The organism is Rhodothermales bacterium, assembly GCA_039944855.1.
In the GTDB taxonomy this organism is placed as follows: Bacteria; Bacteroidota; Rhodothermia; order Rhodothermales; family JANQRZ01; genus JBBSMX01.
The window spans coordinates 182,427-195,957 of sequence record JBDUXZ010000037.1; the positions used below are offsets into that span (position 1 = coordinate 182,427).

A 13,531-nucleotide genomic window follows, 5' to 3' on the forward strand; every position below is an offset into this window, starting at 1 on the left:
CGCGGGGCGAGGCCGGAGCCGTCGCCGGGGAGGCGCTACCGCGTCAGCACGGTCTTGCGGACGACGCGCCCTGCGCCCTCCACATCGAGCGTCACGAAGTAGACACCGTTGGAGAGGCCCGAGGCATCGAGCGTCTCGGTGTGCGTGCCCGCCGCACGCGAGGCGTCGGCGAGGCGGCGGACTTCGCGGCCACGCACGTCAAGTACCGTCAGCGTCACGTGGGCCGAGCGGTCGAGCGTATAGCGCACGGTCGCCTGCGCCGCGAACGGGTTGGGGTAGACGGCGTCGAATTCGAAGCCGAGCGGCGCGGCATTGCCCTCACTCGCCACCGGGTTCTGAACGCCGAGCACGACGACGCGGGAGGCGACGAGCGTGGCCTGCGCGCCGGGCGCGCCGGACACCCGCACGGCCTGGCCGCTTGCGAGAGCGCCGGGGTCGAACACGGCCCCGGACTCATCCACGAACAGCACGTCGGCGGCGTAGTCTACGCGGAGGCCGGGGAGTCCAAACGTGGCCGTCCCCGTCGTCGCGACACGGCCGGCGGCGCGGCCGGAAGGCTCGACCTCGATCCGCGTCGCGCGGCGGACGCCGCCCTCGGCCACGAAGGCGTCGACATCGACGCGCTGGCCGGGCACGAGGTCGGCGAGCGTGATCGGGGCATCGCCGGGGCCGACGATGACGGTCGCTTCGTCCACGAGGAAGGCGATCCCGATCACGTCCACGGTCGACGTCCCGACGGAAGTCACGGCGGCCTGGAGCCGGATCAGGTTCGCCGGGTCGTCGTCGCGCTCGATGCGGAGCGCGGTAAGGCTGCCGTCGGCTTCGAGCCGGGCGTCCACCTCCACCACGTCGCCCGCGGCGAGGTCGCCGAGCGCGATGGGCTCGTCGTCGAGCCCGAGGATGGGCGTCGTCGGGAGGACGAGGAACGCCCGGCCGAGCACGACGATCATCTCGTCGCCGACGGAGCCGAGCGCCGCCTTCAGCTCGACCTCGTCGTCGTTGTTCATGCCGTCCTCTACCTCGATCCGCGTGGCGACGAGGGCGCCGCCCGCATTCGTCCCGTGGACCTCTACGACGAGCCCGATCGTCAGTTCGGAGAACAGGATCGGCTCGTCCTCGTCGCCCCGGATGACGGTGGCATCGGTCACGGCGAAGGTCAGGCCGAGCACGGTGATGGTGGCATCGCCCAGGTCTTCGATGGCCCCCTCGACTTCGATCTCGTCGTCGTCGAAGTCCTCCACCTCGATCTCCCTGGCGACGAGCGTGCCGTCCGCCGCGTAGAACCCCTCGACCTCGACGAGCTGCCCGACCGCGAGGTCGGCGAACGTCAGTTCGATGTCGTCGCCCTCGATCTCGGTGTCGTCCGTGACGGAGAACGTGAAGCCGCCGACGGTGAGCGAAGCGTCGCCGAGCGCTTCGATCGTGCCTTCGACGTCGACCTCCTGCTCGTCGGATTCGTCCACCTCGATCTCGTCGGCGACGAGGGCGCCCGAGGCGTCGTAATGGCCTTCGACTTCAGCGAACTGCCCGACGGCAAGGTCCTCGAAGCTGATGTCTCCGTCGTCGCCCTCGATCTCCGTGGCGCCGGTGATGAGGAAGAACAGGCCGCTGACCGTCAGGCCGTCGTCTGCGAGCGCCGTGATGAGGCCTTCGACTTCGACCTCGTCTCCTCCATCATCGTCGTCTTCGACCTCGATCTCTTCCGCGACGAGCGTGCCGTCGGCGGTGTAAAAGCCTTCGACCTCGACGAACTGCCCGACGGCGAGGTCCTCGAAGCCGACGTCGCCGTCGCCGCCGTCGATCTCCGTGGCGGCGGTGACGAGGAACGTGAAGCCGCCGACGGTGAGCGTCTCGTCGCCGAGTGCTTCGATGACGCCCTCGACCTCGACTTCATCGTCGTCGGCACGGGCCGGCGGGGCGGACAGAACGCTGAGCCCGAAGAGGGTCAGCAGGAGCAGGGAGCGTAACCGTGGGGAGTACATAGCAGGAGGGGGTTGGTGGAGACCGGACGACGGCCCGGAAGAGTTAGCGTCACGGAGGTCTTTTGCAAGGGCGATGCCGAGTCGGCTCGTCTCCTCCCAAAACCGCCCACAAAAGCCCATTTCGCCTCTATTCGTTCCAACGAGCACCCGCCCTCGGCCCCTCCCCTGCGGCGCTGCGCACGGCCTGCACAAAGCCTGCACACGTCCTGCGCACCCGGTGCCCCCGCCTCCCGGGCGTGTTCCGGCGCTCGGACGCAGGCTCTGCTCTTCCTTTCTCATCATATTCCTACCGATGAATTCTATGAACACCCGCATCCAGCAGCCGCGGGAGTCCTCCTCTCCCGGTGCCCAAAAGGCATTCGCGCCGCCGTCGCTCGATCGGCTCGGCATGTTCGGGTTTGCACGGATCGTCTCTTGACGAACCCACCGCCGGATATTAGCCTGTGTGCCGCTGGTACGCCCCGCGTAGCACCGATGCCGCTCGGGGTGGTGGGCAGGGCATAGCAGATTGGCCTGACGCCTAAAGGTGTGGCTCCTACATTGATACCCCCGGCTCACTCTCCTCTCCCTTCATGCGCCTCGCCGCTGCCCTCCTCGCTTTCCTCTTCACCGAGGTCGCTGCCCAACCCGGCACGCTCGACGCCTCCTTCGGTGACGGAGGCATCGTCACCACGAACGTCGGCGCTTCCTTCTACCAGGTTGGACGCGACGTCGTCACCCAGCCCGACGGGAAGATCGTCGTGGCCGCCGTGTTGGAGACGTCCTCGGCCGAGGGCAGGGTCCTCGTCCGCTACCTCCCCGACGGCACACTCGACCCCGACTTCGGTGACGGCGGCGTCGCGCTCCTGCCCCCCGGCGATCTCGACTTCTCGCTCTCCCTCGCCCTCCATCCCGACGGGGCCCTCATCGCGGTCTACTCGGGCCCGCCCTTCGTCGTCGCCCGCATCCTCCCCAACGGCACACCCGATCCCTCTTTCGGTGAGAACGGCGTCGTGTCCACCCACATCGGGGAGAGCGGCGGCATCGCCTCCGGGGTCGTCGTCCAACCCGATGGCCGCATCCTCGTTGCCGGTCGCGCACGCGACGATGGCTCGCGCTACGTCGCTGTCGTCCGCTATCTCCCCGACGGCGGGCTCGACCCCGCCTTCGGCGACGGCGGCGTAGCCACTTTTTCCAGCGCGCCCTTTGGCGACGGGGTCGCCGCCGCGCTGGTCCTGCAAGAGGATGGGAAGATCGTCCTAGCCGGATTCACCGGCGACTCCCCTCGGCAGGTCGCCGTGCTTCGTCTCTCCCCGAGCGGCCTCCTCGATGGGGGCTTCGGCGCGGGCGGCCTCGCCGTGGCTTCAATCGGATCGGAGGCCGTAGCAGAGGCCGTCGCGATCCAGAGCGACGGCCGAATCGTCGCCGCAGGCTACGCGCGCGAAGCGGAGCAGCCCGCTGACTTCGCCGTCGTCCGTTTCCTGCCGGACGGAGCGCTGGACGCTGCCTTCGGTGAGGGGGGCACCGTCGTCACTGCGCTCAGCGGGGGCACCGATCTCGCGCAGGACGTGCTCGTGCAGCCCGACGGGAAGCTTGTGGCTGCGGGCTACACCAGCAACGAGCCCGGGCAGTCCACCGAGCAGCGCTTCGCCCTCGTTCGCTTCCTCTCCGACGGCACCCCCGATCCCGCCTTCGGCGGCGACGGCATCGTTACCGAGCCCGGTGGCGCAGAGGACGACATCTACGTCCAGGCGTGCGGTCTCACTCTCGGCGTGGACGACCGCCTCATCGCTGCCGGGATGAGCGGGAGCGCCGTTGTCGTAGCGCGTTTCGAGCCTGATGGTACGCTCGACGCCGACTTCGGCGAGGACGGAGTCGTGCGGAGCACTGGCCTCGGGCCGGGCGACGACCACGCCCGGACCCTCCTGATCCAGCCCGACGGAAAGCTGATCGTGGTTGGGCATGCCGACACCCATGACGACGGACTTTCGCCGAGGTCCTCCATCATTGTAGCACGCTACGAGGAGACCGGGGCGCTCGACGCCACCTTCGGCGCCGAGGGCACGACCGCCACCCGCACGCCCGGCCCCCTCTCCTACGTGGCCGACGCCGTGCTACAGCCCGACGGCAGGGTCGTCGTTGGGGGCTCCACCCATCGAGCGGGCGCGTCCGGGCTCGACTTCGTTCTGGCCCGCTACCTCCCCGACGGCACGCCCGATCCCGATTTCGGTGAGGGCGGAGTCGTCGCGCCGCCCATCGCACCGAACGTCTTCTCCAGCGCCGTGCTTCGAACCGACGATGGCCGGCTCATTGTCGTCGGCTATGCGGCATACGATGTCCTCCTGGCCCGCTACCTCCCCAATGGTGGCCTCGACGCCTCCTTCGGTAGCGGGGGCGTGCTCTCCGCCGATCTCGGCGGGTTGGAGCAAGTCGGGGACGCCGCGCTCCAGCCCGACGGGAAGATCATTGTCGTGGGACGACGCCTTGATTCCTGTTGCCCATACGAAGGCCTCGCTCTCTTCGTCGCTCGTTTAGAACCCAACGGCTCACTCGATGCGTCCTTCGGCGAGGATGGGGTGGTGATTCTGCCGGAAAAGGGGGCCTCGGCTGTAGCCTTGCAAGGGGATGGTCGGATCATCGTGGGGGGATGGAGCAACGGGTTCGCCGTCTTCGGGTTCAGCCCCAACGGGGCACTCGAGTGGAGTCGGACCGTGGGAGCGGGGTCGTCGGCCAGAGCCGTGGCCGTGCAGCCCGACGGCCGCATCGTGGCAACGGGGAGCACCAGTGACGGCGCGCTGATAACGGCCCGCCTCCTCCCCGGCGGCACGTTAGACACCGCCTTCGGCACCGGCGGCTACATCATCACCGCCACTGGCACGGGCGCGTACTACGATGCCCCTGCTGATGTCGCCGTCCACCCGAATGAGCGGATCGTCGTGACTGGGAGTACGTGGAGCGAGCTCGACTACGACCTCGTGCTCCTCGCCTATGAGGCGGGCGAGTTCGTGGCCGCCGAGTCCCCCGTAGCGATCGGAGACGCCGCCCGCCTGTCTGTGTGGCCGAACCCCGCATGGGGTGCTGCCACGGTCGCCATCACCGCGGCGCAGCGCGGCGTCGTTCGTGTGACGGTTTACGACGTGCTCGGCCGCCGCGTCGCCCTCCTCCACGACGGCCCGCTCCCGGCGGGGGAGCACCGGATCGCCCTCGATGGCTCCGACCTCCCGAGCGGGATTTACCTCGTCCGTGCCACCTTCGGCGGCCTCCATCTCACCCGCCGAGTAACGATAGCGCGGTGAACACGACCTCCGTCGGGCTGCTGGAAGGGCACGCATCGTCGCCCAGTGCGGTATTCTCCAGGCCATCGGTAGCTAGACCGCCACCGCTGGACTACGCACGCGCCCCAACGAAAAAGCCGGGCCCGATCCATGAGGACCCGGCCCGGCTTGGCGGAGGAGGAGGGATTCGAACCCTCGGTACCCAGAAGGGCACTCCGGTTTTCGAGACCGGCCCGTTCGACCACTCCGGCACCCCTCCGCTGCAAAAATACGCTGGCTCGGTAGCGGAGCGCAAGAAGGCTTGTTTAAGATGAGCGCTCAGCGCGCCACGAGCGCGACGCTGCCGCTACCGGTGCGGACCTTCAGCGGCTGCCCGCCGCCGCCGATCTGCCCCTCGGCGCTGCGGCGCTTGACCTCGCCCGCGAACCGGAAGTCCCGGTCGATGCGGATGGAGCCGCCCTGGATGTCCACATCTGCCGCGAGCGAGGCCGGGGCGACCAAGCGGACGCCGCCGCTGCCGGTGTTCACGTCTACGGCGCCGGGCTTGGCGAGGCCGACCTCGACGTCGCCGCTGGACGTGGAAGCCGCGAGCGAGCCCTCCAACTGACCGATTTCGATGTCGCCGCTGGAACTGCTGGCCTCGGCATTCCCGCTCAGCGAGCCGATCGAGATGTCGCCCGACGACGTGTTCCCGGTGAAGCGATCCGTATCGACCCGCTCGGCTTCGAAGTCGCCGGACGACGAGGAGAACGCGACGCTCGCCCCTCGGATCGTCTCGACTTCGACGTCGCCGCTGGAGGTGCTGAACTCGGTCTCGCCCTCGATCCGGTCGGCGCTGACGTCGCCCGACGAGGTGGCGACGCCGAGCGAGCCGCGTACCGAGCCGATCTCGATGTCGCCCGACGACGTGGCGATCACGCCGTCGCCTTCGAGCGCGTCGAACGCGATGTCGCCCGATGACGTGGCGATACGGAAGTCGATCCGCTCGGGCACCGTCACCACGATGTCGAACGAGGCGCGGTTGCGTCCGCCCCAGTTGGTGCCCTCGCGCTCGGTCTTCACGACGAGCCGATCGCCCTCCTTCTGCGCGCTGAAGCGGAGGCGTTCGAACGCTTCGTCGAGGTCGCTGCCTTTGCCGTAGACCTCGACGCGCGCCTCGTTGCCCGAGCCGGAGCGGATGATGACATCGCTGCTGCTGGTGGCGACGGAGAGCGCATCGCCCGCGCGGAGCGAGAACGACTGGTCGAAGACACGGTCCCCGGACTGCCCGTAGCACGTCGGGTACAAGAGGACAACGAGCAGAAAGAGCGGTATGAGACGCTTCATGGCGGTAGGCGTTGAGCGAACAGGAATGGGGCCGGCATCGGCCGGGAGCTATCGCTCGGCGCTACGAACCGGGTGCTAAAAAGTTACCCCCCGGCTGCCGCGAACCCCGCCCGCCGACGCGCTTTTACAGCGCTCACCCCGCCGCTCCGATGCAGCCCCTCCCCCGTTCGTACTTCGCCCAGCCGACGCTCGACGTCGCCGCCGACCTCCTCGGCAAGCTGCTCGTGCGCGAGCGCGACGGCGGCACGCGGCTCGTCGGCCGCATCGTCGAGACAGAGGCGTACACCCGCGACGACCCGGCGATGCACGGCTGGAAAGCCGTCTTCGATGGCGGCGGCCTCGTCCTCCCCCAGGGCCGCGCCGCCGACCTCTTCGCCGCGCCGGGCACGGCCTACGTCTACCGGATCTACCACACGAACTGGCTGCTCAACGTGGTGACGGAGCCCGAGGGCACGGCCGGCGCGGTGCTCATCCGCGGCATCGAGCCGCTCGAAGGGGTCGACGCGATGCAGGCGAATCGGCCGCCGACGCTGAAGCGCGCGCGAGACCTCACCAACGGGCCGGGCAAGCTGACGCAAGCCCTCGACATCGCCGACGGTGCCTTCCACGGCACCGACCTCACGACGCCTCCGCTCTACTTCGCTGACGACAGCCAGCCGCCGCCCGCGGTGGAGACCTCGTCGCGGATCGGGATCTCGCGCGGGATCGACCGGATGTACCGGTTCTACGTGCCGCGCCACCCCTTCGTCTCGCCCGGCCTCCCGAGCGACATCAAGCTCGCACGCATGACGAAGCGGCGCGGTTAGCCCTCTTTGTCATTGCGAGGGGCGAAGGGACTCGTCCCGGAGCGACGAAGCAATCTCCCAACTCTAGCGGACCGGAGGAGATTGCCGCGTCGCTTCGCTCCTCGCAATGACAAGCTTGGAGTTTGGTACGGGACGTAAAAGCAGCGTTTCGCTCAGGACGCCGAGGTGGCGAGGGCTCGCACCGCGTCGGCGAGCATCCGCACCTTCGCGCTGTCCCCGGCCGATCCGGCTTGGCCGTCGAGTTCGGCAGCGAGGGCCGCGAGGGCCGCACGACGTGCGGTGCCCGTCAGGCCTTCGGCCGCCGCGAGCGCCTGCCGGGTGGCGGCGATCCGAGGGGCAACGAGCCCGTCGTGCCGCGCGAGCTGGTCGAGGTACGCCCCGGCGAGGGCGAACGTGGCGGGCCACACGAATTTCGGCTGGCCCTGCGCGTTGAGGTAGTCGAGTTGGACGGAGTTTGCCGCCGCGATCTCGTTCGCCGAGATGTACGCGCTCGGCACGAGCTCGAACACGTCGAGGCCGCGCGAGATCTCCGAGCTCACGAGGAGTCCGTTGTACCAGTAGACCGACCAGCTTCCGCCGTCCGCCATCCGGTCGGCGTCGACAGGGCCACGGTCGTAGAAGGCGATCTCGATGGGGTTATCGACGTCGGTCCAGTCGAAGACCGAGATGCCGCCCTGGTACCACGACTGCACCATCACGTCGCGGCCGGGGATGGGGATGAGCGAGCCGTTGTGGGCGACGCAGTTCTCCTGCGACGTCTGCGGGGCCGGCATCTTGTAGTAGCTGGCGAAGTCCATCTCGCCGTCGTCGAGCCGGAAGAGGGCGTTCGCGCCCCACTCCATCGGGTCGGTGGCGCGGCACTTCGGCTGGCCGCCGCCGCCCCACTCGTCGCCAAAAAGAACCTTCGTGCCGTCGTTGCTGAACGTGGCCGAGTGCCAGTAGGCGAAGTTCGAGTCGGCGACGGCGTCGAGGCGTCGCGGGGCGATGGGGTCGGAGATGTCGAGCAAGAGCCCGTAGCCCTCGCACGCGCCGCCGGCGAGGCCGATCTCGGGATACAGCGTGATGTCGTGGCACTGCGTCGGGCCGCGCTCCTCCTCATCGTCACGTCCACCGAACCGCGCCTCGATCATCGCAGGCAGCGCGGCGCGGAGGGCGGCACTGTCGGCGGCCGTGGCTGGCCCGGTCCCGCCGCGCTGCCGCACGATCTCTTCGAGCATCGGCGTGACCATCCGCGGCCACACCACGCGCTCCTGCCCGAACACGTACGCCACGAAGTCCCCGCGCTCCTTCGCCTCCGCGACCGCCGCGATGTCGGCCGGGGCCATCCCGTGCTCCGGCGGCGCCGCGAGGTCGTCGAAGATGCGCGGCGAGCTTACGATGGCGGCCTGCTCGGGCGCGGCGAGCGGCACTTTGATCACCTCGATCCGGAAGAGGGCCGAGTTCGGATCGTCCTCGGGGAAGGCCGACGAGCAGCCCGGCAGCTCCTCTTCAGGCCGCACCGAAGCCGAGCCGGAGACGTAGACGTAGACGTTCTCGTCGTCGTCGGGGTCTTTGAGGACGGAGTGCGTGTGGGAGCCGCGGCAGGTCTGCACGTTCGCGACGTACTCCGGATTCCGAATGTCGGTGATGTCGAAGATGCGGATGCCGCGCAGCCGGTCGGGGCTCACGCGGTCGGGCACGCCATCGGTTCCGCAGTCGAGCCGGCCGCCGAGGCCTTCGCCGGAGACGAAGAGGAGGTCGCCGTAGACCGACACGTCGCTCTGCGAGGCCGGGCAGACGTACTCCGTGACGAGCTTGGGCTGGCGGGGGTTCGTGAGATCCCAGACCATGATGCCGTTGTAGTTGCCCTGGATCGCATAATCGCCGGTGAAGGCGAGGTCGGAGTTGGTCTCGCCGACGAAGGCCCTCGGCGGCGGGGTCGCGGAGAGGAGGCGGAGGTTCCACGCGGCCTCCTCGGCGTCGAAGAGCCCCGCGCCCAGCCCGATGCGCGGGTCGGGACTCGGCGGGCCGGCCATCTCGGGCATCGACATCGAGGGTGTCTCGGCCGGGGCCATCGCCGGCGGCGCGCACGCGGCGAGTCCGAGGAGCGTGGCGACGAGGGCGGTCGCGAAGAGGCAGGGGCGAGCGCGAAGAAGAGCAGGCATCAGCGTCGGGACGTGTGGGAGGGGGAGAACGGAGAGGGTCAGGGCGTGTCGGCAGCGAGGCCGTCGAGCATCTGTTGCATCCGGGCGATCTCGGTGATCTGGTCCACGTTGATGTCGGAGGCGATCTTGAAGGCGGCTTCGTCCTGACCCGCCCCGTCGTGGCTGAAGAGGTCTTCGACCATCGTGACGGCGCCGCTGTGATGCTGGATCATGTACGCCAGGAAGAGCCGGTCGAAGTCGGCCCCGCGCGCAGCGGCGAGCTCTTCGAGCTGGGCCTGCGAGAGCATCCCCGGCATCGTCGTGTGGTCGTGGTGGGCGTGCGCGCCGCCGCCGTGGATCATCAGGCGCAGGCCCTCGATGTGGACCTCGGGGACGGGCTGTTCGCGGTCGCGGAGCCACGTCTGCATCGACGTGATCTCGTCCCGCTGCGCGTTGATGATGCGGGCGGCGAGGGTCTGCACGCTCGGGCTCGCCCCGTTCGCGGGTGCCAGCCGCGACATGATGAGGGCTTGCGCGTGGTGCCCGATCATCCCGGCCATGAACCGAACGTCGGCCTCGGTGAACGACGTGCGGGCCTCAGCCCGGCGCTCCCAGTAGAGCGCTTCGAGTTCGGCCTGCGCTTCGGCATCGGCGGCCGGCGTGGTGGGGGGCGATTCCACGGAGCGACTCGCGCTGCTGCACCCGGCCAGCACAAATACCAGGGCGAGGGTCGGACCGGCGAAGCGAACACGCATGGGGAGGAGAAGAGAGGCGAGAGGGACGGGACGAGCGCGCTAAAGATAGCCGCCGACGGCACATGACGCACGACGGCGGACGCCATTTCGTGAACCGCTCGTGGTGGGAACCGCACCCGCGCCCAACGTACCTTTCCGTCCCCTTTCGAACCCGATGCCGCCCCGATGCCCGACCGCCCCACCGCCGACCGCTCGTCCGAGCAGATCCGCCAGGACTTCCTCGACTTCTTCCGCGAGAAGGAGCACGAGATCGTCCCCAGCGCCCCGCTCGTCCCGCACGACGACCCGACGCTGCTGTTCATCAACGCCGGGATGAACCCGTTCAAGGACGTGTTCCTCGGCGAGGGCACGCGGCCGTACTCCCGCGTCGCCGACACGCAGAAGTGCCTCCGCGTCAGCGGCAAGCACAATGACCTCGAAGAGGTGGGCGTCGACACGTACCACCACACGTTCTTCGAGATGCTCGGCAACTGGAGCTTCGGGGACTACTTCAAAGAGGACGCGATCCGCTGGGCGTGGGAGCTGCTCGTCGACCGCTGGGGCCTCGATCCGGACCGGCTCTACGCGACCGTCCACGAGGGCGACGCCACGCTCGGCCTTGAGGCCGACGAGGAGGCGGCCGACCTGTGGAAGTCGGAGACGACGATCCCGCACGACCACGTCCTCTACGGCTCGTCGAAGGACAACTTCTGGATGATGGGCGACACCGGCCCCTGCGGCCCCTGCTCCGAACTCCACATCGACCTCCGCCCCGACGCCGAGCGCGCCGACTCGCCCGGCGCGGCGCTCGTCAACCAGGACGACCCGCGCGTGATGGAGATCTGGAACCTCGTCTTCATCCAGTACAACGCGCAGTCGGACGGTAGCCTCAAGCCGCTCGCCGCGAAGCACGTCGACACGGGGATGGGCTTCGAGCGCATCGCCGCCGTGCTCCAGGGCAAGTCGAGCAACTACGACACCGACCTCTTCGCCCCGATCCTCCAACGCCTCGCCGACCTCTCGCCGCGTGTCGAGATCGGCGGGTACGACGCGATCGGCGGGTTGCCCGAGCCCGAGGCGGCGAAGATCCGCATCGCCATGCGCGTCGTGGCTGACCACGTTCGCACGCTCGCGTTCGCGATCGCCGACGGGGCGAGCCCGAGCAACACGGGGCGCGGCTACGTCATCCGCCGGATCCTGCGCCGCGCCGTCCGCTTCGGGTACCAGGCGCTCGGCTTCCGCGAGCCGTTCCTGTGGAAGCTCGTCGAGCCGCTGAAGGAGAAGATGGGCGGCCCGTTCCCCGAACTCGCCGAGCGGCAAGACTATATCGAGCGCACGATCCGCGCCGAGGAAGAGGGCTTCCTGCGGACGCTGGAACCTGGTGTCGAGTTCTTCGACAAGTTCGCCACGTATGCGCGCGAAATAGCGTCAACGCGCAAGAAGGTTGAGGCTGATTCAGGCAACGCTGAGAAACACGCCATTGAGAAGCTTATGTTACCGAGCCTCAGAGCGATAGAAGCTGATCGTAGCGTAATGAGGGTGCTTGAAAATGCGTATTCAGATCAAGAATCAAGCTTCGCGGTATACAAAGCTGCGACTAAGCTGTGGCATGAGCAGGTGCCCGGCGAAGTCGCGTTCGTTCTCCACGACACGTACGGCTTCCCCGGCGACCTCACGGCACTGATGGCGCGCGAGGAGGGGCTGACGGTGGACGAGGCTCGCTTCTCCGAACTCATGGAGGAGCAGCGTGAGCGCGCCCGTGCCGCCGGCAGCTTCGGCGCGGACCACAGCAAGGTCGGCGCGTGGGAGACGGTGTCCGAGGGAGAGCACTCCCGCTTCGTCGGCTACGACGCGACCGAAGTCGAGGGCGCACAGATTCGCCGGATGCGCTCCTTCGGCGAGGGCGAGAACGAAGTGCACGAGGTCGTCCTTGACCGGACGCCGTTCTATGCCGAGAGCGGCGGGCAGATCGGTGACACGGGCACGCTCACCGTCGGCGGCGAGACGATCCGCGTGACCGACACCCGCAAGTCGGACGACGGCAGTGTGGCCCACACCGTCGACCGGCTGCCGGCGGACCCGAGCGCCCCCGTCACGGCCACCGTCACCGCGAGTACGCGCCGCGAGACGGTGAAGCACCACACGGCGACGCACCTCCTCCACGCCGCCCTCCGCGAAACGCTCGGCGAGCACGTCCAGCAGAAAGGCTCACTCGTCGCGCCCGACCGGCTCCGGTTCGACTTCTCGCACTTCGAGCGCGTCACGCCCGAAGAGCAGCGCCGGATCGAGCGCCGCGTCAACGAACTCATCCAGCAGAACATCGAGGGCTGTATCGAGACTGATGTCCCGATTGCCGAGGCGAAACAGCGCGGGGCGATGGCCCTGTTTGGCGAGAAGTACGGCGACACCGTCCGCGTCGTCACGTTCGGGCCGGAGGTGTCGGTGGAGTTGTGCGGCGGGACGCACGTCGGCGCGACGGGCGAGATCGGGCTGTTCCGCATCACGAGCGAGGGCTCGGTGGCGAGCGGTGTCCGCCGGATCGAGGCCGTCGCCGGCGAGGCCGCGCTCGACTGGCTCGACGCGCAGATCGCCTCGCTCGACGCCGTGCGGGGGCAGTTCAAGTCGCTCCAGAAGCCCATCGAAGAGGCCGTCGCCGAGACGCTCGACGAGGTCAAGGCATTAGAGAAAGAAGTCGCCGCGCTCAAGCAGGCCGAAGCCGCCTCCGGCCTCGACCGACTCCTCGACGCCGCGCAAGACATCGACGGCGTCCGCCTCGTCACGGGGGATCTCGGCGCGGCCGACATGGACACGCTCCGCGAGGCCGCGACGCAGTTCCGCGACACGCTCGGCGCGAACGCCGTCGCCGTCCTCGGCGCGGCCGACCCCGAGGGCGGGAAGGTCTACCTCTCGGCGAGCGTCTCCGACGACCTCGTCGGGCGCGGCGTGCAGGCGGGCACGCTCGTCGGCACGCTCGCGAAGCTCGTCGGCGGCGGCGGCGGCGGGCGGCCGACGCTCGCCACGGCGGGCGGGAAGCAGCCGGAGAACCTGCCGGACGCGCTCGGCGCAGCGGCCGATACGCTGCGGGCGATGCTGTAGCAGACCCCCCGCACGTTGCGCCATCACTCGCTGCGCTCGCTCAGGGCGCAACGTGCTGTCCCCCTTGAAGGGGGACAGCTTTTCGCGTGATGGAGCGTAGCGACACGCGCGGAAAGCGGGGGTCCGACTACTACCTCCGCTATCACCGCGTTAGCGCCGCGGTTTCAAGGGCGTGTGCGGTTTGCACCCGGCGCCGGTATGACGCTATCA

At 68.9% G+C, this 13,531-nt stretch carries 7 protein-coding genes and 1 tRNA gene; 3 read left to right on the forward strand and 5 right to left on the reverse strand.

Annotated features, from left to right (window positions below):
* Positions 1-35: 35 nt before the first annotated feature.
* A complete protein-coding gene (locus ABJF88_18675) occupies positions 36-1,982 on the reverse strand; it encodes a DUF5666 domain-containing protein (protein MEP0548966.1) in 1,947 nt (648 codons plus the stop codon).
* Between the two features lie 572 nt (positions 1,983-2,554).
* On the opposite strand from ABJF88_18675, the gene ABJF88_18680 reads away from it, so the two are divergent.
* On the forward strand, positions 2,555-5,257 hold the full coding sequence (locus ABJF88_18680) for a T9SS type A sorting domain-containing protein (protein ID MEP0548967.1): 2,703 nt from the start codon (positions 2,555-2,557) through the stop codon (positions 5,255-5,257).
* Between the two features lie 148 nt (positions 5,258-5,405).
* Here ABJF88_18680 and ABJF88_18685 read toward each other — a convergent pair.
* Both ABJF88_18685 and ABJF88_18690 read right to left on the reverse strand, forming a co-directional pair.
* Positions 5,406-5,495 (reverse strand) — tRNA-Ser (locus ABJF88_18685).
* Between the two features lie 59 nt (positions 5,496-5,554).
* On the reverse strand, positions 5,555-6,562 hold the full coding sequence (locus ABJF88_18690; GenBank protein ID MEP0548968.1) for a DUF4097 family beta strand repeat-containing protein: 1,008 nt from the start codon (positions 6,560-6,562) through the stop codon (positions 5,555-5,557).
* 149 nt (positions 6,563-6,711) lie between these two features.
* On the opposite strand from ABJF88_18690, the gene ABJF88_18695 reads away from it, so the two are divergent.
* On the forward strand, positions 6,712-7,368 hold the full coding sequence (locus tag ABJF88_18695) for a DNA-3-methyladenine glycosylase (GenBank protein ID MEP0548969.1): 657 nt from the start codon (positions 6,712-6,714) through the stop codon (positions 7,366-7,368).
* 152 nt (positions 7,369-7,520) lie between these two features.
* On the opposite strand, the gene ABJF88_18700 is transcribed toward ABJF88_18695, so the two are convergent.
* Positions 7,521-9,512, reverse strand: a complete 1,992-nt coding sequence (locus tag ABJF88_18700; protein ID MEP0548970.1) for a hypothetical protein — start codon at positions 9,510-9,512, stop codon at positions 7,521-7,523.
* Positions 9,513-9,550: 38 nt separating this feature from the next.
* On the reverse strand, positions 9,551-10,246 hold the full coding sequence (locus ABJF88_18705) for a DUF305 domain-containing protein (GenBank protein ID MEP0548971.1): 696 nt from the start codon (positions 10,244-10,246) through the stop codon (positions 9,551-9,553).
* A gap of 165 nt (positions 10,247-10,411) precedes the next feature.
* Between ABJF88_18705 and alaS the strand changes: the two genes are divergently transcribed.
* On the forward strand, positions 10,412-13,321 hold the full coding sequence (alaS, locus tag ABJF88_18710; GenBank protein ID MEP0548972.1) for an alanine--tRNA ligase: 2,910 nt from the start codon (positions 10,412-10,414) through the stop codon (positions 13,319-13,321).
* Positions 13,322-13,531: the final 210 nt, after the last annotated feature.

What these genes read in the sequence shown, in the direction of transcription:
- ABJF88_18695 (MEP0548969.1), top strand. Translation starts at nt 6,712, where the DNA reads ATGCAGCCCCTCCCCCGTTCGTACTTCGCCCAGCCGACGCTCGACGTC.
- ABJF88_18675 (MEP0548966.1), bottom strand. Translation starts at nt 1,982, where the DNA reads ATGTACTCCCCACGGTTACGCTCCCTGCTCCTGCTGACCCTCTTCGGG.
- ABJF88_18700 (MEP0548970.1), bottom strand. Translation starts at nt 9,512, where the DNA reads ATGCCTGCTCTTCTTCGCGCTCGCCCCTGCCTCTTCGCGACCGCCCTC.
- ABJF88_18705 (MEP0548971.1), bottom strand. Translation starts at nt 10,246, where the DNA reads ATGCGTGTTCGCTTCGCCGGTCCGACCCTCGCCCTGGTATTTGTGCTG.
- alaS (MEP0548972.1), top strand. Translation starts at nt 10,412, where the DNA reads ATGCCCGACCGCCCCACCGCCGACCGCTCGTCCGAGCAGATCCGCCAG.
- ABJF88_18680 (MEP0548967.1), top strand. Translation starts at nt 2,555, where the DNA reads ATGCGCCTCGCCGCTGCCCTCCTCGCTTTCCTCTTCACCGAGGTCGCT.
- ABJF88_18690 (MEP0548968.1), bottom strand. Translation starts at nt 6,562, where the DNA reads ATGAAGCGTCTCATACCGCTCTTTCTGCTCGTTGTCCTCTTGTACCCG.